This is a genomic window from Actinophytocola sp. (assembly GCF_036002505.1).
In the GTDB taxonomy this organism is placed as follows: Bacteria; Actinomycetota; Actinomycetes; order Mycobacteriales; family Pseudonocardiaceae; genus DASYTH01.
Genome location: NZ_DASYTH010000121.1, coordinates 20,335 through 44,289, shown reverse-complemented (window position 1 = coordinate 44,289; position 23,955 = coordinate 20,335). Strand labels below are relative to the sequence as shown.

Sequence of the window (23,955 nt, the reverse complement as noted above, 5' to 3'; positions counted from 1 at the left end):
ATGAGTGATCCGGACGCGGCCGAGGTACTGCGGCGGTTCGCGTCCCTGCGCCAGCACCAGCAGAACGGTCGTCGTTCTCCGCACAAGCCGCTGCTCGCCCTGCTCGCGCTGGGCCAACACCGGCACGAGAGAGTTGGCGTGGTCGGCAACGTCGGAACGCCTTGCCGCACTGATCGGAGAGTTCGCCCCGGTCTCCCGGATCGGCCCCGTCCAACGTGCGGCATACCCGTTCACCCGGCTCCGGAGAGATGGCGTCTGGACGCTGGATCACTCCGTGCCGGACGACCAGAAGCAGCAACTCGCCGATCTCGGCGTCGTCGGCCGGCTGGACGCCGGGCTCGAGCGGCAACTCGCCCGCGACCCCGACCCGCTCAGCCTGGCCGCACGCAGCCTGGTCACCGCCAGCTTTCCGGACACCGTCGCTCCCGATGTGCTCGCCGCGGTGGGTCTCGATCCCGACGCCGTGCTCAGCGGCCCGGCCGTTCCGGGCGACGGCGGCGCGTCGAAGGCCCGGCGGCGGGACGCCTCGTGGCGTGCCGAGATCATGCAGGCCTGGGATCGGCAGTGCGCATTCTGCGGGTACGACGGGCAGATCATGAACGCGTCGGTCGGGCTCGGCGCGGCCCACGTCCGCCGGTTCGCCCTCGACGGACCGGACTCCCTGGACAACGGCCTCGCCTTGTGCGCCTTGCACCACAAGCTCTTCGACCTCGGCGTGCTCGGGCTCACCCTCGACCTCGGCATCCAGGTGTCGACCACGTTCACCGCCCGAACTCCGGCCGGCCGCGCGGTCTACGACCTCCATGGCCGCCGGCTCCGACCCCGACCCGGGACGACCACGCCCGCTGAGCTCCATCTCGTCTGGCATCGCACGGAGGTCTTCAAGGGCGAGCCCCTCACCGCGGAGCACGGTTAGGCGATCTGCTTGAGGGTGACGTCGAGGTTGGTCGGGGCCAGGTCGAAGGTGCGCTCGGTGAGCGAGGAGTCGAGGATGAACGGCTTGGTGAACTGGTAGCGGGTGGTACGCAGCTCGCGCATCATCGGGTTGACCAGGCCGAGTGACCAGAGCAGCGGGTAGGGGACCGTGCTCACCTTGGCCGTGCGCAGGCCGCGGACCTCGGCGAACCGGGTGGCGAGTTGGCGGACGGTCTTCGGGGGGTTGGTCGGCACGAGCCAGGCGCGGCCCCAGGCCCGGTCGTCGGCGGCCACGGTGACCAGCGTGCGGGCCACGTCCGCGACCGCCGTCCAGCTGTGCGGCACGTCCAGCGGGGTGGGCGTGTAGGCCCGCTTGCCGGCGAGCAGCGGTTTGGCCAGCGCCACGCTGAAGATCGAGTTGTCTTCCAGGTAGTCGCTGCCGCGCACCTCGGTCATCCGGATCCGGCCGGCTTCGTGCCGGGCGAGCGCCTCGCGCCACATGTCCGCGCGGAACCGAAGCTTCCAGTGGGTCGCGGCGAGCGGCGTCGTGTCGGTGATCAGACCGTTCTCGGGCACGTAGCCGTAGAGGTTGCTGGTCACGGTGAGCACGGCGCCGCTGCGCTCGGCCGCGGTCAGCAGCGCGGCGCCGAGTGGCGGCCAGTCGGTCTGCCAGCGGTGGTAGAGCGGGCTCACGCAGTTGTAGAGCGCGACGGCACCCTGGGCGAGCTCGGTGAGCCGGTCGGCGTCGGTGGCGTCCGCGGCGATCCGCTCGACGGCGGGGTGCTCGGGCCCGGAGCCGCGGCGGGTGATGATCCGGACCTTGTCGCCGCGCTCGGCCAGCAGCGTCGCGGTGGCGGTGCCGACCGGACCGGCGCCGACGATGGTGTGGAGGGCCATCTGTGTTCCCTTCTCTCGATTGAGATCAGTGCTCTCGCTTCGAATCCATAGTCTCGGTTCAGGTGCTCGCTGTCAAGAGCAGTGCTCTCGAATGTGTGCAACAATCTGCTTCATGACCGAGAAGACACCCGCCGCCGGCTCCATCCGGGCCCGGGTCCGCGCGGAGATGATCGACGAGATCAAGAACGTGGCCCGCCGGCACGTGGCGAACGAAGGAGCGGCCCTGTCCCTGCGCGCCGTGTCCCGGGACATGGGGATGGTCTCCTCAGCGCTGTACCGGTACTTCCCCAGCCGCGACGAGCTGCTCACCGCGTTGATCATCGACGCGTACGACTCGATGGGTGAGGCAGCCGAGACCGCGGACGCGAACGTGTCGAACCGCTCGGACGTGCTCGCCCGGTGGCACGCGGTGGCGAACGCGCTGCGGGCATGGTCCCTGGCCCAGCCGCACGAGTACGCGTTGATCTACGGCAGCCCGGTGCCCGGCTACGCGGCCCCCCGGGACACCGTCGGGCCCGCCACCCGGCCGGTCGTGGTGCTGGGCGCCATCCTCGCCGACGCCTACGAAGCCGGGATGCTCACCGAGGCCGGCTCCCCCCCGGTCCGCAACCCGCTCCGCCGCGAGATCGCCGTGCTGTCCGTCCACATCGGAGCCAAGATCCCCCCGTCCATCATGGCCCGCGGCATGATCGCCTGGACCGAGCTCTTCGGCGCCATCAGCTTCGAACTGTTCGGCCGCATCGACAACACCATCGACGAACGCGACGACTGGTTCCACTACCAGACCCGCGCCATGGCCACCTTCATCGGCCTGCGCTGACCTTGCGGCGAGTCGTACGTTCCAGCACGCGAGTCGTATCGTCCGGCAACCGAGTCGTACCGACACGAACGCCGAACTCGCGGTCCCCAACGTCGAACTCGCGGTCCTGAGTGTCGAACTCGCGGGTGGGTCAGGGCGGCATGCCAGACCGGACTGACAAGATCGCGGTAGTTCGTCCGCGGAAGTGAGGTGGCCATGAGCACCGTGCCCAGCGTCACGCTCAACGACGGTGCGCGCCTGCCGCAGCTGGGCCTCGGCGTGTGGCAGGTGCCGAACGAGACGGTGGCCTCGGTGGTGCACACCGCGATCGCCGCCGGGTACCGCAGCATCGACACGGCCGCCTTGTACCGCAACGAGTCCGGCGTCGGGGACGCGGTCGCCGACGCCGCGGTGCCGCGCGCGGAGCTGTTCGTCACGACCAAGCTGTGGAACAGCGACCAGGGTTACGACGCCGCGCTCCGGGCGTTCGACGAGAGCCTGCGCCGGCTCCGGCTGGACTACCTGGACCTGTACCTGATCCACTGGCCGACCCCGCAGCGCCCGCGGTACGTCGAGACCTGGAAGGCGTTCGAGAAGCTGCGCGCGGACGGCCGGGCGCGCTCGATCGGCGTGTCCAACTTCCACATCTCGCACCTGCGCCGGCTGCTCGACCAGACCGACGTCGTCCCCGCGGTGAACCAGATCGAGCTGCACCCGAACCTGCCGCAGGACGAGCTGCGCGCGTTCCACGCCCGGCACGGCATCGTCACGCAGGCATGGAGCCCGCTGGCCCGCGGCAAGCTGCTGCGCGACCCGACGATCACGGGCCTCGCCCAGAAGTACGACCGGACGCCGGCCCAGATCGTGCTGCGCTGGCACCTCGAGCAGGGCGTCGTGCCGATCCCGAAGTCGGTGACACCGAGCCGAATCCGGGAGAACATCGACGTTTTCGACTTCGAGCTGGCCCCGGACGACCTGGCGACGCTGGCCGAGCTGAACACCGGCCGGCGCACCGGTCTCGACCCCGACACGTTCGACTAGGGCTACTCCGCCTCTCCGGAATTTTGATGCGGTCGTTGCGTTCCGGGGAACGCAGCGGATGGCAGGTTGATTGTGGCTGGTTGCCGTCACGGTCCCCTGAGGTGCGGTTGGTCGGTGCGAGGCAGGCATAGTCCACTCAGGACGGAAGGCCGTTGCCGGTGTGGGTGCCGTCGCGGACCGTGCCGACGTACTCCTCGACCAGATCCTCCAACGCGACGACGCCCAGCACCGTCCGGTCCGGACCGACGGCCGTGGCCAGGTGGCTGCGGGCCCGGCGCAACGCCGTCAGCGCGTCGTCGAGCCGGCTCCCCGCCGGCAGCTGCGGCAACACCCGGATCCGCGACCGGGGGACCGGAGTGGACGGATCCTCGCCGGCCAGGTCGAGCACGTCCTTCACGTGCAGGTAGCCGTTGAGCCGGCCGTCCGCGGTCCGCACCGGGAACCGGGAGAACCCGGTGTCGGTCACCGCCGCCGCCACGTCGCCGGTGGTCGGGTTCGCCGGCACGGTCCGCACCGAGGCCAGCGGCACCACCACGTCGGCCACCGTGCGTCCGGTGGTGGACAGGGTCTTCGTCAGCCGGCGGTGCTCGGCCGGCTCCAGCAGCCCCTCCCGCCGCGACTCGGCGATCAGCGTGGCCAGCTCGTCGGGCGTGTAGGCGCTCTCCAGCTCGTCCTTGGGCTCCACGCCCATCCGCCGCAGCACCCCCTGGGCGACGGCGGTGAACAACCGCAGCACCGGCCGCACCAGCTTGCAGAACGCGTAGTGCGGCGGCACCAGCAGCATCGCCGCCCGCTCCGGTCCGGCGATGGCCAGGTTCTTCGGCACCATCTCGCCGATCACCGTGTGCAGCGCCACCACGATCGCCAACGCCAGCGCGAACGCCACGCCGTGCAGCACCGCCGCGGGAATCCCCAGCCGCTCGAACGGCCGCTCCAGCAACCCCGCGACCACCGGCTCGGCCAGCGCGCCCAGCCCCAGCGAGCACACCGTGATGCCGAGCTGGGCGCCGGCGATCAGCAGCGGCAGCTGGCGGCCGGCCTCGATCACCACCCGGGCCCGCCGCTGCCCGTCCTCGACCAGCCCCTCCAGCCGGTCCCGCCGCGCGGTGATGATCGCGAACTCGGCGCCGACGAAGAACCCGTTGCCCAGCAACAGAAGCAGCGTGGCCAGCAAGGCGAGCGCGTCAGCCATCTGCCGGCATCTCGCAAGCTCGGTGAAGTGCCCTGAAGGCGGCCTTCGGGGCGTTGAGTGTGCCGAAGGCCGCCTTCAGGACACATGACGGCCGCGAAGCCGCCCGCCTCATGTGTCCCCCTTTGCCACCCGGAGCTCGGCGATCCGGTGGCGGTCCATCCGCAGCACCGTGATCAGCCAGCCGTCCACCTGGATCTCGTCGCCGGCGTCGGGGATCCGGCCGAGCCGGGTCAGCACCAGCCCGGCCAGCGTCTCGTAGTCGCCTTCGGGCATGCGGAACCCGGTGGCCTCGGCGACCTCGTCGTCGCGCAGCAGCCCGGAGACGATCCAGCTGTCCTGGCCGAGCGGCCGCACCGGGCTGGTCTCCCGCCGGTCGTGCTCGTCCCGCACGTCGCCGACGATCTCCTCCACCAGGTCCTCGAGCGTGACCAGCCCGGCCGTCCCGCCGTACTCGTCGACCACGAGCGCCACCTGCAGGCTCGAGCCGCGCAGCCGCTCCAGCAACGTGTCCCCGTCCAGGCTTTCCGGAACCGTGAGCACCGGCAGAGCGAGCTCGTCCACGGTGGTCGCGGCCCGGCGCTCGGTCGGCACGCTGAACACCTGCTTGACGTGCACCACGCCGCGGACGTCGTCGAGATCGCCGCCGTGCACCGGGAACCGGGAGAACCCGGTCCGCCCGGCGAGCGCCACGAGGTCGAGCACGGTGGCGTCCGCGCGCAGCGCCTCCACCTGCACCCGGGGAGTCATCAGCTCGTCGGCGGTGCGGTCGCCGAACCGCAGCGACCGGTCCAGCAGGGTGGCCGTGCCCACGTCCAGCGTGCCGTGCTCGGCGCTGGACCGGACCAGCGAGCCGAGCTCCTCCGGGGAGCGGGCCGAGCGCAGTTCCTCGGCCGGCTCGACCCCGAGCCGGCGCACGATCCAGTTCGCCGAGCCGTTCAACCCCTTGATCAGCCAGCGGAACACCGAGGAGAACCCGACCTGCAGCCCGGCGACCGCGCGGGCGGTCTGCAGCGGCCGGGCGATGGCCAGGTTCTTCGGCAGCAGCTCGCCGATCACCATGGACAGCGCCGTGGCCAGCAGCAGGGCGACGGTGAGCGCGATGGGGACGGCCGCGCCGCCGGGCAGTCCGACCGCGGTGAGCACCGGCTCGATCAGGTGCGCGATGGCCGGCTCGGCGATGTAGCCGGTGATCAGCGTGGTGATCGTGATGCCCAGCTGCGCGCCGGAGAGCTGGAAGGAGAGCGTCCGGTGGGCCCGCTGGATGTGCCGGGCCTTGCGGTCGCCGACCCGCTCGACGTGCAGGTCGACCTGGCTTCGTTCGAGCGTGGTGAGGGAGAACTCGGCGGCCACGAACAAGGCCGTGCCGAACGTCAGCGCCACGACCGCGACCAGACCGAGCACGCTGAGGACCGCACCGGTCACCGCGGGCTCAACTCCTCAAGATCACTGGTCGCAAGGGGACCCTAAGTAGTGTAGATGGCCGGTGTCAGGGCGCGTTGGCGGACAGGCCCTCGGCGGTGGCCGCGGACCGGCGGTGCCGGCGGACGCTGGCCTCGACCAGGTCCAGCACCGGGTCCAGGTCGTCCGCGGGCAGGCCCATGGCCAGGTGCGAGACCAGGCCCTCCAGCACCAGCTCGAGGAACGCGGTCAGCACGCCGACGTCCACGTCGTCGCGGAGCTTGCCGGCGTCGCGCTGGCGCAGCAGGCGCTGCCGGGTGGCGGCGGTGAGCTCGCGGGAGCGTTCCGCCCAGCGCGCCCGGAACTCCGGGTCGGTGCGCAGCCGCCGGGACACCTCCAGCCGGGTGCCCAGCCAGTCCGCCGGGTGCTCGCCGCCGCCCAGGGTGGCCAGCAGGTCGCGCATGACCTGGACCAGGCCGTGCTCGGCGACGACCTCGGCCATCCGGTGCGCCTCGTCCTCGGCGAGCGCGAGGAACAGCGACTCCTTGTCCCGGAAGTGGTGGAAGATCGCGCCGCGGGACAGGCCCGTGGCCTCCTCGAGCCGCCGTACGGTGGCGCCCTCGTAGCCGTGGCGGGCGAAGCAGGCGCGGGCGCCGTCGAGGATCTGACGGCGCCGGGCGTCGAGGTGGTCCTGGCTTACCCGGGGCATCTCACGATCGTGTCAGGACGCCTCATTCAGGGCAATCCGTACGTCCGTACTGCGTCGAACACCACCTGACCTACCCAACGCACGCTCGCAGTTCGGTGATTGTCGGTGGGCGCGTGTAGCTTCGAATTCGAGCCAAGGAGGGGGTGTTGACCCTGACCGCAGTTCGTGACCCGGGCATCGCCGAGCCTGGCCGGCGGCGCCTGCGTGACCGGGTGGAGGCCGAGGCGTACGTCGCGTCGGTCTGCTTCAAGCACGGGCCGCCGAAGCTGCTCGGCGTCGAGTTGGAATGGACCGTCCATCACGAGGACGATCCGAGGCGGCCACTCGATCCCGAGAAACTGGCCGCCGCCCTTGGTCCACACGCCCCACGCACGCTCGTCCCTGACAGTCCGCAACTTCCGCTCCCCGCGGGTTCCCCGCTCACGCTGGAACCAGGGGGGCAGGTCGAGATCTCCGCGCTTCCCCGAGCCACCCTGGCCGAGCTGTTCGACAGCGTCACGGCCGACCTCGGCTCTCTCATCCGACTGCTGGCCGCGGAGGGTCTCGTACTCGGTCACCGAGGCACCGATCCACACCGATCCCCGCGACGCGTTCTGGACACTCCGCGCTACGCGGCGATGGAGCGTGCCTTCGCCCAGGTCGGTCCGCACGGCGTCACGATGATGTGCTGCACGGCGGCCCTGCAGGTGTGTGTGGACGCCGGCCAGCCGGAGGCGCTGGCCAGCCGGTTCGCCGCGGTCACCGCGCTGGGTCCGGTGCTGGTCGCGTCGTTCGCCAACTCCCCGCAGCTGCAAGGAAATCCGACCGGCTGGGCGTCGTCCCGGCTGCGCGCGGTGCTCGGGGTGGACCCGGTGCGCAGCAGCCCGTCGGCGATCACCGCCGACCCGGCCGCGGACTGGGCCCGCCGGGTGCTGGACACGCCGCTGCTGTGCCTGCGCGGGCCGGGTGACTGCTGGGACGCGCCGCCGGGCGTCACGTTCGCCGACTGGATGGCCGGCGCGCTGCCCGACCCGCCGACCGTGGACGACCTGGAGTACCACGTGTCCACGATGTTCCCGCCGGTCCGCCCGCACGGCTACCTCGAGGTGCGCTACCTGGACGCGCAGGAGGGCGGGAACTGGGTCGTGCCGGTGGCGCTGCTGGCCGCGCTCATGGCCAGACAGTCCACTGTGGACGAAGTGGTGGAGCTGTGCCGGCCGGTGGCCGGCCGCTGGCTGCCGGCGGCCCGGCACGGGCTGGCCGACAGCCCGGTCGCCGCGGTGGCCAGGCGGGTGCTCGAACTGGGCATCCAAAGACTGCCGGACACCGGCCTCACCAAGGAGGTAGCCGAGCCGATCGCCCATGACCTCGACCGGGTTCTGCACCGGGCCACAAGCAACGGAGGGACTCCCCGATGACCATCGCCGAAGCTCAGACGACCGAGGCACTTCGTGAGCGGGTCGCCGCGGCGCTGCGCCGTGCGCGGGACCGCAGCGTCGCGCTGACCGACGCCGTTGACGACGACGACCTGGTGCGGCAGCACTCGAAGCTGATGTCGCCGCTGGTGTGGGACCTCGCCCACATCGGCAACCAGGAGGAGCTCTGGCTGGTACGCGACGTCGGCGGCCGCGAGCCGGTCCGCCGCGACATCGACGAGCTGTACGACGCGTTCCAGCATCCCCGGGCGAACCGGCCGGCGCTGCCGCTGCTCTCGCCCACCGAGGCCCGCGGCTACGTCCGCGAGGTCCGGGACAAGGTGCTCGACGTGCTCGAGCGCACGCCGCTGGAGGGCCGGCGGCTGGTGGACAACGCCTTCGCGTTCGGCATGATCGCCCAGCACGAGCAGCAGCACGACGAGACGATGCTCGCCACCCACCAGCTCCGGGTCGGACCCCCGGTGCTCACCGCGCCGCCGCCGCCCGGCTCGGCCGGCCCGCCACGCGCCGCCGAGGTGCTGGTGCCCGGCGGCCCGTTCACCATGGGCACCTCCACCGAGCCGTGGGCGCTGGACAACGAGCGGCCGGCGCACACCGCGCACGTCGACGCGTTCATGATCGACACCACGCCGGTCACGAACGCCGCGTACGCCCGGTTCATCGCCGCCGGCGGCTATGACGACCCGCGCTGGTGGTCCGAGGACGGCTGGGCCTACCGGCAGCACGCCGGTCTGACCGCGCCGCGGTTCTGGCTGCGCGACGGCGACGGCTGGCTGCGCACCCGGTTCGGCGTGGTCGAGCAGCTGCCGCCGGACGAACCGGTCGTGCACGTGTGCTTCCACGAGGCGGCGGCCTACGCGGCCTGGGCGGGCCGGCGGCTGCCCACCGAGACGGAGTGGGAGAAGGCGGCCCGGTACGACCCGGCCACCGGCCGCTCCCGCCGTTTCCCTTGGGGCGACGAGGAACCCGGTCCCGAGCAGGCGAACCTGGGGCAGCGGCACCTGTCGCCGGCGCCGGTGGGGGCCTACCCGGCCGGGGTGTCGCCGTTGGGGGTGCACCAGCTCATCGGCGACGTGTGGGAGTGGACCAGCACCGACTTCACCGGGTACCCGGGCTTCGCGGTGTTCCCGTACAAGGAGTACTCCGAGGTGTTCTTCGGCCCGGAGTACAAGGTGCTGCGCGGCGGCTCGTTCGGCACCGACCCGGTGGCCTGCCGGAGCACGTTCCGCAACTGGGACTACCCGATCCGGCGGCAGATCTTCGCCGGCTTCCGGTGCGCCCGCGACGCCGCACCGGACGAGAGGGGATAGCCGATGTGCCGGCATCTTGCCTATCTCGGGCCGGAGACGCGGCTGCCCGAGTTGCTGTTCGACAAGCCGCACTCGCTGCTGCGCCAGACCTGGGAGCCGGCCGACATGCGCGGCGGCGGCGCGGTCAACGTGGACGGTTTCGGCGTCGGCTGGTTCCCCGCCAAGGACACCGGCCCGGTCCGCTACCGGCGTCCGGTTCCGATGTGGACGGACACCGGATTCGCCTCGGTGGCCGAGGTGACCTCCAGCCGCGCGGTGCTGGCCGCGGTGCGCTCGGCCACCGTCGGCATGCCCGGCGTGGAGACCGCGTGCGCACCGTTCACCGACGGTTCCTGGCTGTTCAGCCACAACGGCAGGATCGCCGGCTGGCCGCAGAGCGTGGCTGGCCTCGCCGAGCGGCTGCCGGTGGTCGTTCTGATCACGCTGGACGCGCCGACGGACAGCGCGCTGCTCTGGGCGCTGGTGCGCGACCGGCTGCGGGCCGGTGACTCGGCCGCCGAGGCGGTGGCCACGGTGACGCTGCGGGTGGCCGAGGCGGCGCCCGGCTCCCGGCTGAACCTGCTGCTGACCGACGGCCGGGTGCTGGCCGCGACCCGATGGTGGCACTCGCTGTCCGTGCTGTCCACTTCGGACGCGGTGGTGGTGGCCTCCGAGCCGTGGGACGACGACGCTCGGTGGTCCACTGTGGACGATCACACGCTGGTGACGGCGACGCTCGACGGCCAGGGGCGCCCGGTGGTGCGCACCCGGCCGCTCATCCCGACCGAGCCGGTGATCGAGGTGCACCTGCCGGAGGACCACGCCGCCCGCTCGCTGGCCGCCGACGTCCGGCGCGGGCTCGCCACGTCGCCGAAGATGCTGCCGCCCAAGTGGTTCTACGACGCGAACGGCAGCGAGCTGTTCGAGGAGATCACCCGGCTGCCGGAGTACTACCCGACCCGCGCGGAGCGGGAGATTCTGGCCGCGCGGTCCGGCGAGATCGCCGCGGTCACCGGCGCGCACACCCTGGTGGAGCTCGGCTCGGGGTCCTCGGAGAAGACCAGGCTGCTGCTGAACGCGTTGCGGGACAATGGAACCCTGCGGCAGATCGTCGCGCTGGACGTGTCCGAGTCGGCGCTGCGGGAGGCCTCGGCCGCGCTGCACGCCGAGTACCCGTCCGCCGCCGTGCACGGTGTGGTCGGCGACTTCACCGAGCACCTCGGCCTGCTGCCCGGCGAGCCGCCGCGGCTGGTCGCGTTCCTCGGTGGCACGATCGGCAACCTGCTCCCGGACGAGCGGGCCAAGTTCCTCGGCTCGGTGCGCGACGTCCTCGAGCCGGGGGAGTGGCTGCTGCTCGGCACCGACCTGGTCAAGGACGCGGGCACGCTGGTCCGCGCCTACGACGACGCCGCCGGGGTGACCGCCGAGTTCAACCGCAACGTGCTGCGCGTGCTCAACCGCGAGCTGTCCGCGAACTTCGACCTCGACGCGTTCGCCCACGTCGCGCTCTGGGACCCGGACAACGAGTGGATCGAGATGCGGCTGCGCGCGGTCCGCCCGGTGCGGGCCCGCATCGCCGGCCTCGACATGGAGGTCGAGTTCGCCGCGGGCGAGGAACTGCACACCGAGATCTCGGCCAAGTTCCGCCGGGAACGCGTCGACGAGGAGCTCACCGCCGCCGGCTTCGCCCTGGAGCACTGGTGGACCGATGCTGAGGGGAGGTTCGGCGTCTCCCTCTCCCGCGCCGCTGGCTGACCATATGTTGGCTCCTCACGTCGTTGTGTTGGCCGGTCACGTTGCTGTGTTTGCCGACCGCCTCGCGTCGAACCGCGCGAGGTGCCAACACGGCGACGTCACCCGCCAACACGGCGACGCCAGAGGCCAACATGGCGAGCGCTTGTGGCGGTGAGACGATATCCGTATCGTCGTCTCACATGCGGGCACTGCTGGATCGGGTGCGCGGCCGGGACGAGGCCGATGGCACCACGCGCCAGATCCTCGACGCCGCCGTGGCGACGTTCGAGAACCTGGGCATCCGGCGCGCCACCATGGACGACATCGCCCGGGCGGCGCGGCTCGGCCGGGCGACCGTGTACCGCCGGTTCCCGCAGAAGAGCGACCTGGTGCGGGCCGCGCTGCTGCACGAGCTGCGCCGGTTCCTGGACGGGCTGGACCGGCGGATCGCGGCCGCGCCGACCGTGCGTGAGCGACTGGTCGAGGGGTTCGTCGGCGGGGTCGCCGGCGTGCGCGATCACCCGCTGCTCAGCCGGCTGCTCGCCACCGAGCCGCACGACGTGCTGCCGTACATCACCGTCGACGGCGCGCCGGTGATCGCGATCGCGCGTGCCTACCTCGCCGAGCACATCCGGCAGGGCGTCGCGGCCGGCGAGTTCGGCCCGGCGGACCCGGATCAGGCAGCCGAGATCATGGTGCGGATCGCGCACTCGCTGGTGCTCACCCCGGGCGGGGTGCTGCCCGCCGCCGACGACGAGCCGACCCGGGCGCTGGCCCGGGCCCAGATCGACGCCCTGCTGTAGACGGAGGTTGCCATGGCCGTGACCCACGCGACCCGCGAGTACCGGGGGTTCGTCGACATTCCCCGGGACGGGCTCACCGACCGGCTGCTGCGGCACATCCCGGACCGGCCGCGGGACCTCGCCGCGCCGCCGCCCGGCAGCGGGCTCAAGCCGGTGCCCGGTGAGCGCGGGCTGCCCTGGCTCGGGCACGTCCTCGAGTCGCTGCGCTACGGGCCGGCGTTCGAGCAGCTGAAGTTCCGCCAGCTCGGGCCGGTCGGCTGGGTGCAGATGTTCGGCGTGCCGATGGTGCACATCGCCGGCCCGGACGCCATGCAGATCGTGTACGTCAACAAGGACAAGGCGTTCGGCCACGGCTGGGAGTTCTTCATCGGCCCGTTCTTCCGGCGCGGTCTCATGCTCATGGACTTCGAGGAGCACCTGGCGCACCGCCGGATCATGCAGCAGGCGTTCACCGGCGACCGGCTGGCCGGGTACTTCGGCACGATCACCGAGCTGACCGGGCACACCGTGCGGAACTGGCTGCGGGACAAGGCTTTCCCGCTCTACCCGACGATCAAGCAGCTCTCCCTGGACATCGCCGCCGAGGTGTTCATGGCCGCCGAGGTCGGCGCCGAGCGTCGCCGGCTGGCACGCGCGTTCCTGGCCTGCACCCACGCCGGCACCGCGATCCTGCGGTTCGGCGTGCCGGGCGGGAAGTGGCACGCGGGCCTGCGCGGCCGCGCGGTGCTGGAGGAGTACTTCACCCGGATGCTGCCGGCCAAGCGGGCCGGCGCCGGGGAGGACCTGTTCACCGCGCTCTGCCAGGCGCAGACCGAGGACGGCGAGCGGTTCACCGACACCGGCGTGGTCGACCACATGATCTTCCTGATCATGGCCGCACACGACACCTCGACGATCACCGCCACGGCCGCCGCGTACTTCCTCGGCAGGCACCCGGAATGGCAGGAGCGGGCCCGGGCCGAGTCGCTTGCCCGCGGCGACGCCCCGCTCGACCTTGCCGGCCTGAACCGGCTGCGCACCCTCGACCTCGTGGTCAAGGAGACGCTGCGGCTGGTGCCGCCGGTGCCCGGCCCGGTCCGGCGCACCGTCAAGGACACCGAGGTGCTCGGCCACTACCTCCCGGCCGGCACCCAGATCGTGCTCGGCACCTGGGTCAACCACCTGATGCCCGAGTACTGGACGGATCCGCTGCGGTTCGACCCTTCCCGGTTCGACGAGCCGCGCCGTGAGGACAAGTCGCACCGCTACGCCTGGCTTCCGTTCGGCGGCGGCGTGCACAAGTGCATCGGCATGCACTTCGGCACGCTCGAGGTGAAGACCGTGCTGGACGCCCTGCTGCGGCACCACGAGTGGAGCTTCCCCGCCGACTACGAGCCACGGTGGGGCTTCACGTCGCTGCCGTTCCCGAAGGATGACCTTCCCATCACGCTCCGGCACCAGTCATACGAACGGACGTAGCCGACAAACCCACGATGGTGTGAGTCTCATCGGGTCTGCAGCGACATCAGGTCGCTTCACCCGGGGAGAAGGGGCACTCCCGTGGCTAGTGGATCAAGATCACGTCTACTTCGGCATGCCATTCTCGTGGCGGCGCTTGTCGGCACCGTGGTGCCGGCCGGTGTGGCCGCGGCGCAACCCGACGTCGCGGACACCAGCACGGCGGCCGCCGCGCCGGTCTCCTGGGGCCCGTGCGCCCCGGGCGACATCGCCAACGTGCCGCCGGCGGACCAGTCGAAGTTCAGCTGCGCCAACTATGTGGTGCCGCTTGACTACGACCACCCGAACCGCGGCTCGATCAACCTGGCGCTCATGCGCCGGACCGCGAACGACCAGGCGAACCGGATCGGCTCGCTGTTCCTCAACCCGGGCGGGCCGGGCGGCAGCGGGTACCGGCTGCCCACCATCGGTGGGTTGATCGTCCAGCAGCGGGTGCTGGACCGGTTCGACCTCATCGGGTTCGACCCGCGCGGGGTCGCCCGCAGCACCCCGCTGCGCTGCTTCGCCACCCAGGAGGACGCCAACGCGGTGTTCGGCCGGATCCCGCTGCTGCCGATCACCCGGCAGCAGGAGCGGTCGGCGCAGGACGCCCTGCGCGACTACAGCCGGTTCTGCGACCGGTTCGCCGGTCCGCTGCTGGAGGAGATGGGCACCGTCAACGTGGCCCGCGACCTGGACGTGCTGCGGGCCGCGGTGGGTGACGCCCAGCTCAACTACCTGGGCTTCTCCTACGGCACGCTGCTCGGTGCCACCTACGTGAACCTGTTCCCGCAGCGCTCCCGGGCGATCATCCTCGACGGCAACGTCGACCCGGACCTGCGGCTGCACGACGGTCTCGAGTACGACCACCAGCGCACCAACGGCTTCGAGATCGCGCTCGACGCGTTCCTGTCGCGCTGCGACGCGGTCGGCGTGGCGTGCGCGTTCAGCGACGGCAGCCCGCGGGCGAAGTTCGACGAGCTGCGCACGTACCTGCGCAACGTCGGTCCGATCACGTTGCCGGACGGCACGGTGGTCGACATCGGCTCGTTCGTCAACGGGGTCGCCGGCACGCTGTACGACCTGACCGCGCTGGCCGCGCTCGCCGAGGCCCTCCAGGGGCTCTTCGACGTGATCCACCCGCCGGCGGCCGCACAGCGGGCGGCCGTGTCCAGCCAGAGCGTGCAGACGGTGCTGAGCAAGACCACGCTCGCCAGGCGGGACGGCCGGGGCGACACCCCGTATCTGGCCGACGACTCGTACCCCGCGGTCAACTGCACCGACAAGCCGTTCCGCACCCGGCTGAACCAGATCCCGCAGATCGCCGACCGGTGGGAGCAGGAGATGGCCACGTTCGGCCGGAACCAGGCCTGGTCCGACCCGGCCATCTGCGCGACCTGGCCGCTCGACCGCCGAGACGCCTACACCGGGCCGTGGAACCGCCGCACGCCGAACGCGGTGCTGGTGTACGGAAACTTCTACGACCCGGCCACGCAGTACGAGTTCTCCCGGCGGATGGCGCGTGAGCTGCGCAACGGGTTCCTGGTCAGCGCCGACTCGTTCGGGCACACCATCCTCGGGTTCAGCACGTGCGCCGACAACATCGCCAGCAACTACCTGCTGGAGCTGCGCCTGCCCGGCCCGGGCACGGTCTGCCCGCCGAACGTGCCGCCGTTCCCGTTCATCCCCGGCGTGAACCGCAACGCCGCGGACCGTTCCCAGGCATAAAAGGCGGTGAATGCGTCCTTCCGCACGCCCGGCGTGCGGAAGGACGCATTCACCACACACTCGGGAAGGGGAGTTCCCGTGCCAGTCCGGTCACTTGCCGCCGTGGCGGCCCTCATCGGGGCCACACTCGCCGTGCCGGCGCCGGCCGCGGCCCAACCGGCAGCGGCGATCTCCTGGGGTCCGTGCGCCCTGGCGGAGATCGCCACCGTGCCGCCCGAGGAGCGGTTCCGGTTCAGCTGTACCACCTACGTGGTGCCGCTGGACTACGACCACCCGGACCGCGGCTCGATCACGCTCGCCCTGATGCGCCGGTCCGCCAACGACCAGGCGCACCGGATCGGCTCGCTGTTCCTCAACCCGGGCGGCCCGGGGGTCAGCGGCTACCGGCTGCCGACCATCCCAACCCGGTTCCTCCAGCAGCGCGTGGCGGACCGGTTCGACCTCATCGGGTTCGACCCGCGCGGCGTCGCCCGCAGCACCCCGCTGCGCTGCTTCCTCACCGAGGAGGACGCCGACGCGGTGTTCGCCCGGCTGGAGCTGCTGATCCCACTCACCCCGCAGGAGGAGCGGCAGACACTCGACGCGCTGCGGGACTACTGGGGTTTCTGTGACCGGTTCGCCGGACCCCTGCTCGACGAGATGAGCACCAAGAACGTCGCCCTCGACCTGGACCGGCTGCGTGCCGCGGTGGGCGACGTGACGCTCAACTACGTCGGCCTGTCCTACGGCACGATGATTGGTGCGACCTACGTGAACCTGTTCCCGGACCGGTCGCGGGCGATCGTGCTGGACGCCAACATCGACCCGGACCTGCGCACGCACGACGGTCTGGAGTACATGCGGCAGCGCGCGGGCGGGTTCGAGCTCGCCGTCGACGCGTTTCTCCGGCGTTGCGCAGCGGCCGGGACCGCCTGCGCCTTCAGCGCCGGTGACCCGCGGGCGAAGTACGACGAGTTGCGCGCCCACCTGCGCGGCGTCGGCCCCATCACGCTGCCGGACGGCACCGTGGTGACCTTCGAAACATTCGTCGACGCCATCGTGGGCGCCGGGGTGTTCCAGGCGGCGGCCCTGGCCCCGATGGCGCGGGCCCTGCAGGAGTTGTACGACGTGCTGCACCCGCCGGCGCCGGTGGACACCCGGGCCGTGCGCACCCTGCTCGGCAAGCCCGACGTCCGGCCGCACCTGGCGCAGGACACGCCCTACACGGGCACCGACGTGAACCCGGCGGTCAGCTGCACCGACGAGCCGTACCGTATCCGGCCGAACCAGATCTCCCCGCTCGCCGACCGGTGGGAGCGGCAACTGCCCACGTTCGGCCGGCTGTACGCCTGGGCCAACCCGGCCGGCTGCGTGTACGCGCCCCTCGGGCACCGGGATGTCTACAGTGGACCGTGGCACCGCCGCACGCCGAATCCCGTGCTGCTGTTCGGAAACTTCTACGACCCGGCCACGCCGTTCGCGTTCTCCGAGAGACTCGCCGGCGAGCTCGGCAACAGCCGCCTGGTCGGTGTGGACGCCTTCGGGCACACGATTCTCGGCCGGAGCACCTGCACCGGCGACATCGCCAGCACGTACCTGCTGGAGTTGCGCCTGCCCGGACCTGGCACGGTCTGCCAGCCCGACGTGCAGCCGTTCTAGAGCCACATCGGTGCTACCGACACCACGAGGAGGAGGGCCAGGAACGCGTTGAGGATCCGCCATTGCCGGTCGGTGTTCAGAATCCGGGTGAGGAACTGTCCGCCGGTGTACCACAGGATCAGGTTCGGTGCGAGCACGATGGCGAACACGGCCCCGAGTGTGGCCGCCAGGATGAGCGGGTTGGCGGAGATCTTCGAGTAGCCCGCGGCGGCGCTGAAGGCCATGGTCCACGCTTTGGGGTTCACGGTCGTGATGAGCACGCCGGCCCAGAAGCCGGGGAGTGTGTCCGCCTCGTCGTCGATGGTGTCCGGCCGGGTGCTGCGGGAGATCCGGTAAGCCAGCCAGACGACGTAGGCGGTGCCGGCCACCCGAAGCGCGAGTTGCAGTGTTGGCAGGGACGTGACGACGCCGCCGAGTCCGGCCGCGGAGATGGCGACCACCGTCAGCACGGAGACGAAGATCCCCACCAGCAGGGGTGCACTGCGGCGGAGCCCGAACCGCGCTCCGCTGGCGGCGGCGAGAAGGTTGTTGGCGCCCGGGGTTACCACGGCGATGGTGGCGAAGAGCAGCAAGGACCAGATGAGCGTGGTCATGTGAATGTTGGTTCGGTGGTGGCGGGTGCGGTGGCTCCGGCTCCTTCGGTGCGGGTGGGCGCCTGGCTGGCGGTTAGTTGACCAGGCTGCGGGCCATCAGCACAAGTGCGCTGATGCCGGCGAAGGCGAGGACCGCGTACCGGATCCGGCCGCCGTCGACGAGCCGGCGGGCGGGTCCGGAGAGGGCGAAACCGGCGAGCAGGAAGGGAACCAGGACCAGCGCGGGCAGTGCGTCGCTCGCCCGCAGGTGGCCCGTGGCGGCCAGCGAGACCGCGGACAGACCGGCGCCGAGGGTGAAGTAGGTGGCGAGGGTCGCGCGGATGCGGGCACCGTGCTCGTGCTGGTAGATCAGCGCGAGCGGCGGGCCGCCGATCGCCATGGAGGTGCCGAACGCGCCGCTGACCAGCCCGGCGGTGGTCAGCGCCGGGGGCGTGGGCCGTGGCTGCCAGGTCAGCATGGAGAGCACCGTGAAGGCCAGCACGCCGGACCCGACCACGACGAAGAAACCCCGCTGTGGCAAGGAGTCCACCACCAGCACGCCGATCGCGGTGCCGGGGAGCCGGCCGAGCATCGCCCAGCCGACGCCGCGCCAGTCCACATGCCGGCGCTCGCGGAGCGCGGTCAGTACCGAGTGGACGGTGGTGACCAGCAGGATCGGCCCGGGCAGCAGTGCCGGCTCCACGAGCGCCACCACCGGAACCGACACCAGCGCCAGCCCGAAGCCCAGCACCCCTTGGATGAGGCCGCCGAGCGCCAGGGCCAGGCCGGCGATCAGCAGCGTCATCGACATGGACCCCATCCTGTCGTGGCGTGGTGCTCGCCGGCGCGGGAATTGCCGGTGGGGTAGATCACTGTGTCGACGGAGCTGGCGGTGGCCGGCTCGTTCGACCTGGCGGCCGGTGGGCGTGGTGGTCCGGCCGGAGGGCTAGGACTTACCGGTGGCCGTCCGGTCGCCGGCGATCCGTCCGATGTGGACAACCCGGTGGTCCACATGCGCCGGATCCTGTCGCTGCGGCCCTGCCGCACCTGGGTGGCCTTACTCTGCCGGTCCGAGACCGGAGAGATCAGGCCGCGCAGCACGGTCAAGAGGTCGTAGACCGAGCGGGCCGGCGGTGCCTGGACTGACGAGCAGCGCAGAAGGGAAGGCACCGCGTCAAGGCCCGCTCACGCGAGCGGAGCGAGCCAGTTCTACGCAGTAAGGCACCGCAGATCATCAACATGCCAGTTGATCTTTCGTTCGGCCCGGGTGGGCAAGCAACGTGACGTTGCTTGCCTCCCAGCCCGAGGTGCCTCACCAGGCCGACACCACACCACGACCCATCCCAACCAGAATGCTCAGGTTATTCTCTGTAAGCCCTAACCATCTTCCGCAGCACGTACTGCATGATGCCACCGTTGCGGTAGTAGTCGGCCTCGCCGGGCGTGTCGATGCGGATCAGGGCGTCGAAGTCCACTGTGGACCCATCGGACCTCCTCGCGGACACCGCGACGACGGCCGGGGTGTCACCGTCGTTCAGCGCGGTGATCCCGGAGAGGTCGAAGGTTTCCGTGCCGTCCAAGCCCAACGAAAGCGCGGACTCCTTGTCCGGGAACTCCAGCGGTAGCACGCCCATGCCGATCAGGTTCGACCGGTGGATGCGCTCGAACGACTCGGCGATCACCGCGCGGACGCCGAGCAGCGACGTGCCCTTCGCCGCCCAGTCACGCGACGAGCCCGAGCCGTACTCCTTGCCGGCCAGCACGACCAGCGGCATGCCCGCTTCCGCGTAGGCCATGGCGGCGTCGTAGATCGTGGTCTGCTCACCGCCGGCGAGGAAGTTCCGGGTGAAGCCGCCCTGAACGTTGTCCAGCAGCAGGTTCCGCAGCCGGATGTTGGCGAACGTGCCGCGGATCATCACCTCGTGGTTGCCGCGGCGCGAGCCGTAGGAGTTGAAGTCCTTGCGCTGCACGCCATGCGAGGTGAGGTACTCGCCCGCGGGGGAGTCCGCCTTGATCGAGCCGGCGGGGGAGATGTGGTCGGTGGTGACCGAGTCGCCGAGCAGCGCCAGCACCCGGGCGCCGGAGATGTCGGTGACCGGCTCCGGCTTCAGGCCCATGCCCTCGAAGTACGGCGGCTTGCGCACGTAGGTCGAGCCGGGATCCCAGTCGAACGTGGACCCGGTCGGCGTCGGCAGCGAGCGCCAGCGCTCGTCGCCGGCGAACACGTCGGCGTAGTCGGTGGTGAACATCTCCGAGGAGATGGCGGAGGCGATCACGTCCTGGATCTCCTGCGGCGACGGCCAGATGTCGGCCAGGTGCACCGGGTCCCCGTCCGCGTCGAGGCCGAGCGGCTCGGTGGACAGGTCCAGGTCCATGGTCCCGGCCAGCGCGTAGGCCACCACGAGCGGCGGGCTGGCCAGGTAGTTCATCTTGACGTCCGGGTTGATCCGGCCCTCGAAGTTGCGGTTGCCGGACAGCACCGACACCACCGCGAGGTCGCTGGCCGACACCGCGGCCGAGATCGCCTCGGGCAGCGGGCCGGAGTTGCCGATGCACGTCGTGCAGCCGTAGCCGACCAGGTGGAAGCCCAGCTTTTCCAGGTACGGCAGCAAACCCGCGCGCTGGTAGTAGTCCATGACCACTTTGGACCCGGGCGCGAGTGTGGTCTTCACCCAGGGCTTGCGCTCCAGCCCGCGCTCCACCGCCTTCTTCGCCAGCAGCGCCGCGCCGATCATCACCGACGGGTTGGAGGTGTTGGTGCACGACGTGATCGCGGCGATCGCCACATGCCCGTGGTCGAGGGTGGTCTCGGTGCCGTCGTCCAGCGTCACCGGCACGGTCCGCCGCGGCCGCGAGCCGTTCGGCCGCGCGTTGTGCGAGGGCGCGTCGCTGGCCGGGAACGACTCGGCGATCTCCTCGTCCACGTCGTCGTCGGCGACATAGTCGCGCAGCACCGACCGGAACCGGGTTTTGGCTTCGGACAAGGCGATCCGGTCCTGCGGGCGCTTCGGCCCGGCGATCGAGGGCACCACCGAGCCGAGGTCGAGCTCGAGCGTCTCGGAGTAACGCGGCTCGGCGTCCGGGTCGTGCCACAGGCCCTGCTCCTTGGCGTACGCCTCGACCAGTGCCACCTGTTCGTTCGAACGACCGGTGAACCTCAGATAGGACACCGTCTCCGCGTCGATGGGGAAGATCGCGCAGGTCGAGCCGAACTCCGGGCTCATGTTGCCGATCGTCGCGCGGTTGGCCAGCGGCACGGCCGCCACGCCGGAACCGTAGAACTCCACGAACTTCCCGACCACACCGTGCTGGCGCAGCAACTCGGTGATCGTGAGCACCAGGTCGGTCGCGGTGGAGCCGGGCGGCAGCTCACCGTCCAGTTTGAACCCGACGACGCGCGGGATGAGCATCGACACCGGCTGGCCGAGCATCGCCGCCTCCGCCTCGATGCCGCCGACACCCCAGCCCAGCACGCCGAGCCCGTTGACCATCGTGGTGTGGCTGTCGGTGCCGACCAGCGTGTCCGGGTACGCCTGCCCGCCACGTGTCATCACCACCCGGGCCAGGTGCTCGATGTTCACCTGGTGCACGATCCCGGTGCCCGGCGGCACGACCTTGAACTCGTCGAACGCGGACTGGCCCCAGCGCAGGAACTGGTAGCGCTCGCGGTTGCGCTCGTACTCCAGGTCGACGTTGCGCTCGAAGGCATCCGGCCGGCCGAAGATGTCGGCGATCACCGAGTGGTCGATCACCAGCTCGGCCGGGGCCAGCGGGTTGACCTTGGCCGGGTCGCCGCCGAGCTGGGTGACCGCCTCCCGCATGGTGGCCAGGTCGACGACGCACGGCACTCCGGTGAAGTCCTGCATCACCACGCGGCCGGGGGTGAACTGGATCTCCACGGAGGGTTCGGCGGCGGGGTCCCAGCCCGCCAGCGCGCGCACGTGGTCTTCGGTGATGTTCGCGCCGTCCTCGGTGCGCAGCAGGTTCTCCAGAAGGATCTTCAGGCTGTACGGCAGGCGCTCCGCACCGGGCACCGCGCCCAGCCGGAACACCTCGTGCGAGGCCGATCCGACGGTCAGCGTGCCTCGCGCGCCGAAGCTGTCCTTGCTCGTTGGTGCGGTCACATCCAGCTCCATCTCGCCGGTGAGCGGAAGTCGGTTCTCGGGTACCCGTTCGAGTCTCGCGCACCCGTTCCGGGCTTGCAGCCAGGCCCCCGTGCGCCAAACAGTACGCTTGTCCTGTATTCGCGTTCAAGGAGGGTGTGCCGTGATTCACCTGAGGCATGTCGCTACTTGGCGAGCTTGAGCAAGGCGTAGACGTCGTCCGCCGTCAAGCTCTTGAGCACCGTCAGCTCCACATCGGTGAACGAACGCAGCGGGCTCACGTACCACTTGCCGTCCACATTGGTGGTGACGATGCCGGTGTTCTTGAGCATGCCGGAAGCCAGGTGCACCAACGCATCCCGGGCTTCGCCCGACAGCTTCTTCCCGTTGAGCATCTTGGCCACCTCGTCGGCGCAGAACTTGTCGCTCTCGTCGTCGGCCTGGTAGCTGTAGCAGTCGCCGTCCCGGCGGACGGTGAGGTGGTGGCCGTCGGCGTCGGCCTCGAGTGCCTTGATGACGACCTTCTTGCCGCCGGTGACGTCCTGGGTGTCGGCGTCGAACCGGGTGATCTTGATGTCCTGGGGCTTGGGGCGGCCGGCCATCTGCAGCAGCACCGGGCCGGCGTCGTGCAGGGCGCCCATCTCGTCCGGCGGGAGCAACTCGATCACGCGCTCGAGGTCGGCGTCGGCGGCGGCCTGGGCGAGCTCCTGCACCGCGTCCTTCGGGTTGCCGGCGCCCTTGTCGGCGATGCCCTTGGCCGGCCACTTCTTGCCCGCGTCCTGCAGGGCGTAGTCGGCGATCGTGTAGAAGAGGCTCGGGTACCACTGGTCGCCGACCTTCACCGTGGCGATCCGGATCGGCTTCTTGCCGTTCCTGGTCTCCTTGGCGATGTCGATCTCCTCGTGCGAGGGCTTGGCCTCCAGCCCGCGCGGGAACGCGGCGTCGAGGAACTTCTCGGTCAGCGGCAGCTTGCTCACATCGGAGTCGAGGATCAGCTTGCCGCCCACCAGCTTCGTGATGGTCAGGTGGTCGTTGACCTTCTCGGCGGCGCCCTCGTCGTACTTCAGGTCGGCCGTCTTGATCTCCGCGCCGCGGAGCTGCGCCGGGTCTGCGTCCTTCTTGTACACCTCGAGCCGCTTGAGCTCGTTGGTCATGTCCTTGTTCAGGTCGACCAGGACGGACGCCTCGGCCGGGGCGAGGGTGGCGAAGAACCCGGCCAGGTCGCCCTTGTTGATGGCGCTGACCAGGTTGTCCGCGGCCGCGGTCGGGTTCGGCGCGCCGGCCTTGACGTCACTGCGGTTCAGCGCCCACACGGTGACCACCGAGCCGGCCGCGATCGCGACCACCGCCACGATCGCGCCGATGATCACGCCCTTGCGGCTCTTCTTCTGCTGCGGCGGGAATCCCGGCGGGCCGTACTGCCCGTACTGTCCGTACTGCTGGGTCGGCTGGGGACCGGTCTGCGGATACCCGTAACTTTGCGCAGGCTGCGGCCCGGTCTGCGGATAGCCGTAGCCCTGGGTCGGCTGCGGTCCGGTCTGGGGATACCCAGGCTGCTGGTACGGCGGATACCCGCCCGGCTGCTGCGGGTAGCCGCCCTGCTGCCCGTATCCCGGCTGCGGCGGGTAGCCCGGCTGCTGGTTCGGGTCGTTCGGCTGCCACGGGCCGCCAGAACCTGGATAGGTCACGGTTCCCCTCCTGCGGTTGTCCTCGTTCGTACGCGCCGGCCGGTGAAGACGCCGACCACTCCGAGCAAGGCCAGTGCTCCCCCGATGAGCGTGACCGTGGGGCCGGTGCTGGCGATGCCGAGTGAAGCCTCGTCGGTGCCGCTTTCGACGGTTGCAACGGCACCGATGGTTCCGCAGATTATCGCCACCACCGCGGCCATCGTTGCGGCTGTCCGGCGCAAACCGAACGCATAGGTCGCAACGCAGAGCGTCACCGTCGGAACGATCATGGTCCAGGCGTCCAGCGCGAACCGGAGTGGACTGTCCCGCAGGATGCCGATCGTCCGGATGAGACTGATCGACTCGTAGCTGTCCCGCAGCACCAGCCCGGAGCGGAACCAGGGCAGGAACGTTCCCACGGCGACGAGCACCAGACCGGCACCGCCCAGGGCGGCGCCGGCCGGTCCGATCACGGTTCGGCGCAGACGCACCGGCACATGCTCGCAGGCGCCACTGTCGGTGACCAAATGCCTTCAATGGGGTGAAAGTTGCGTGCGTTGCCGAAGTTTCCAGTGTTAC

At 70.8% G+C, this 23,955-nt stretch carries 19 protein-coding genes and 2 pseudogenes; 12 read left to right on the top strand and 9 right to left on the bottom strand.

What is annotated here, in order from left to right:
• Nucleotides 1-916: pseudogene (locus tag VGR06_RS10070) on the top strand (phosphorothioated DNA-binding restriction endonuclease).
• On the opposite strand, the gene VGR06_RS10065 reads toward VGR06_RS10070, so the two are convergent.
• The gene (locus tag VGR06_RS10065) at nucleotides 913-1,812 is read right to left on the bottom strand and encodes an NAD-dependent epimerase (protein ID WP_327558723.1); all 900 of its coding nucleotides are present in this window, start codon (nucleotides 1,810-1,812) and stop codon (nucleotides 913-915) included. The pseudogene VGR06_RS10070 and the gene VGR06_RS10065 sit on opposite strands and share 4 nt — an antisense overlap.
• Nucleotides 1,813-1,924: 112 nt before the next feature.
• Here VGR06_RS10065 and VGR06_RS10060 point away from each other — a divergent pair, with 112 nt between their 5' ends.
• Nucleotides 1,925-2,632, top strand: a complete 708-nt coding sequence (locus tag VGR06_RS10060) for a WHG domain-containing protein (protein WP_327558722.1) — start codon at nucleotides 1,925-1,927, stop codon at nucleotides 2,630-2,632.
• 195 nt (nucleotides 2,633-2,827) lie between these two features.
• Nucleotides 2,828-3,652, top strand: coding sequence for an aldo/keto reductase (locus VGR06_RS10055; protein ID WP_327558721.1), 825 nt, complete (start codon nucleotides 2,828-2,830; stop codon nucleotides 3,650-3,652).
• A gap of 136 nt (nucleotides 3,653-3,788) precedes the next feature.
• Here VGR06_RS10055 and VGR06_RS10050 read toward each other — a convergent pair whose 3' ends face one another.
• The 3 genes from VGR06_RS10050 to VGR06_RS10040 all read right to left on the bottom strand — a co-directional run bounded on the left by VGR06_RS10050 (nucleotide 3,789) and on the right by VGR06_RS10040 (nucleotide 6,951).
• A complete protein-coding gene (locus VGR06_RS10050) occupies nucleotides 3,789-4,844 on the bottom strand; it encodes a hemolysin family protein (protein WP_327558720.1) in 1,056 nt (351 codons plus the stop codon).
• 108 nt (nucleotides 4,845-4,952) lie between these two features.
• Complete coding sequence (locus tag VGR06_RS10045; RefSeq protein ID WP_327558719.1) at nucleotides 4,953-6,266, bottom strand: hemolysin family protein; 1,314 nt, start codon at nucleotides 6,264-6,266, stop codon at nucleotides 4,953-4,955.
• Between the two features lie 64 nt (nucleotides 6,267-6,330).
• Nucleotides 6,331-6,951, bottom strand: coding sequence for a helix-turn-helix domain-containing protein (locus VGR06_RS10040; protein ID WP_327558718.1), 621 nt, complete (start codon nucleotides 6,949-6,951; stop codon nucleotides 6,331-6,333).
• Between the two features lie 152 nt (nucleotides 6,952-7,103).
• On the opposite strand from VGR06_RS10040, the gene egtA reads away from it, so the two are divergent.
• From egtA to VGR06_RS10000, 8 genes and pseudogenes are all read left to right on the top strand, one after another.
• Nucleotides 7,104-8,348, top strand: a complete 1,245-nt coding sequence (gene egtA / locus VGR06_RS10035; protein ID WP_414637218.1) for an ergothioneine biosynthesis glutamate--cysteine ligase EgtA — start codon at nucleotides 7,104-7,106, stop codon at nucleotides 8,346-8,348.
• A complete protein-coding gene (egtB, locus tag VGR06_RS10030) occupies nucleotides 8,345-9,676 on the top strand; it encodes an ergothioneine biosynthesis protein EgtB (RefSeq protein WP_327558717.1) in 1,332 nt (443 codons plus the stop codon). Before egtA ends, egtB begins: the two co-directional genes overlap by 4 nt.
• A 3-nt stretch (nucleotides 9,677-9,679) precedes the next feature.
• Nucleotides 9,680-10,381, top strand: a pseudogene (gene egtC, locus VGR06_RS10025) (ergothioneine biosynthesis protein EgtC); the annotation flags it as partial.
• Nucleotides 10,382-10,432: 51 nt separating this feature from the next.
• Nucleotides 10,433-11,410 carry an L-histidine N(alpha)-methyltransferase gene (gene egtD / locus VGR06_RS10020; RefSeq protein WP_414637217.1) on the top strand — a complete coding sequence of 326 codons (978 nt, stop codon included), beginning with the start codon at nucleotides 10,433-10,435 and terminating at the stop codon, nucleotides 11,408-11,410.
• 179 nt (nucleotides 11,411-11,589) lie between these two features.
• Nucleotides 11,590-12,192 carry a TetR/AcrR family transcriptional regulator gene (locus tag VGR06_RS10015; protein WP_327558716.1) on the top strand — a complete coding sequence of 201 codons (603 nt, stop codon included), beginning with the start codon at nucleotides 11,590-11,592 and terminating at the stop codon, nucleotides 12,190-12,192.
• A gap of 12 nt (nucleotides 12,193-12,204) precedes the next feature.
• The gene (locus tag VGR06_RS10010) at nucleotides 12,205-13,650 is read left to right on the top strand and encodes a cytochrome P450 (protein ID WP_327558715.1); all 1,446 of its coding nucleotides are present in this window, start codon (nucleotides 12,205-12,207) and stop codon (nucleotides 13,648-13,650) included.
• A 126-nt stretch (nucleotides 13,651-13,776) separates the two neighbouring features.
• Complete coding sequence (locus VGR06_RS10005; protein WP_327558714.1) at nucleotides 13,777-15,396, top strand: alpha/beta hydrolase; 1,620 nt, start codon at nucleotides 13,777-13,779, stop codon at nucleotides 15,394-15,396.
• A 78-nt stretch (nucleotides 15,397-15,474) separates the two neighbouring features.
• On the top strand, nucleotides 15,475-17,034 hold the full coding sequence (locus VGR06_RS10000; protein WP_327558713.1) for an alpha/beta fold hydrolase: 1,560 nt from the start codon (nucleotides 15,475-15,477) through the stop codon (nucleotides 17,032-17,034).
• On the opposite strand, the gene VGR06_RS09995 is transcribed toward VGR06_RS10000, so the two are convergent.
• Nucleotides 17,031-17,627 carry a LysE family translocator gene (locus VGR06_RS09995; RefSeq protein ID WP_327558712.1) on the bottom strand — a complete coding sequence of 199 codons (597 nt, stop codon included), beginning with the start codon at nucleotides 17,625-17,627 and terminating at the stop codon, nucleotides 17,031-17,033. The genes VGR06_RS10000 and VGR06_RS09995 overlap by 4 nt on opposite strands.
• A gap of 73 nt (nucleotides 17,628-17,700) precedes the next feature.
• Entirely contained in the window at nucleotides 17,701-18,417 is a 717-nt protein-coding gene (locus tag VGR06_RS09990) for a sulfite exporter TauE/SafE family protein (protein WP_327558711.1), read from the bottom strand.
• Nucleotides 18,418-18,480: 63 nt separating this feature from the next.
• Here VGR06_RS09990 and VGR06_RS09985 point away from each other — a divergent pair, with 63 nt between their 5' ends.
• Nucleotides 18,481-18,723: a hypothetical protein gene (locus VGR06_RS09985; RefSeq protein WP_327558710.1), complete on the top strand. Its 243-nt coding sequence runs from the start codon at nucleotides 18,481-18,483 to the stop codon at nucleotides 18,721-18,723.
• 244 nt (nucleotides 18,724-18,967) lie between these two features.
• Here VGR06_RS09985 and acnA read toward each other — a convergent pair whose 3' ends face one another.
• From acnA to VGR06_RS09970, 3 genes are all read right to left on the bottom strand, one after another.
• Nucleotides 18,968-21,730, bottom strand: coding sequence for an aconitate hydratase AcnA (gene acnA, locus VGR06_RS09980; RefSeq protein ID WP_327558709.1), 2,763 nt, complete (start codon nucleotides 21,728-21,730; stop codon nucleotides 18,968-18,970).
• 164 nt (nucleotides 21,731-21,894) lie between these two features.
• Nucleotides 21,895-23,397, bottom strand: coding sequence for a DUF1720 domain-containing protein (locus VGR06_RS09975; RefSeq protein WP_327558708.1), 1,503 nt, complete (start codon nucleotides 23,395-23,397; stop codon nucleotides 21,895-21,897).
• Nucleotides 23,394-23,867: a hypothetical protein gene (locus tag VGR06_RS09970; protein WP_327558707.1), complete on the bottom strand. Its 474-nt coding sequence runs from the start codon at nucleotides 23,865-23,867 to the stop codon at nucleotides 23,394-23,396. The genes VGR06_RS09975 and VGR06_RS09970 overlap by 4 nt, the downstream gene beginning before the upstream one ends.
• Nucleotides 23,868-23,955: the final 88 nt, after the last annotated feature.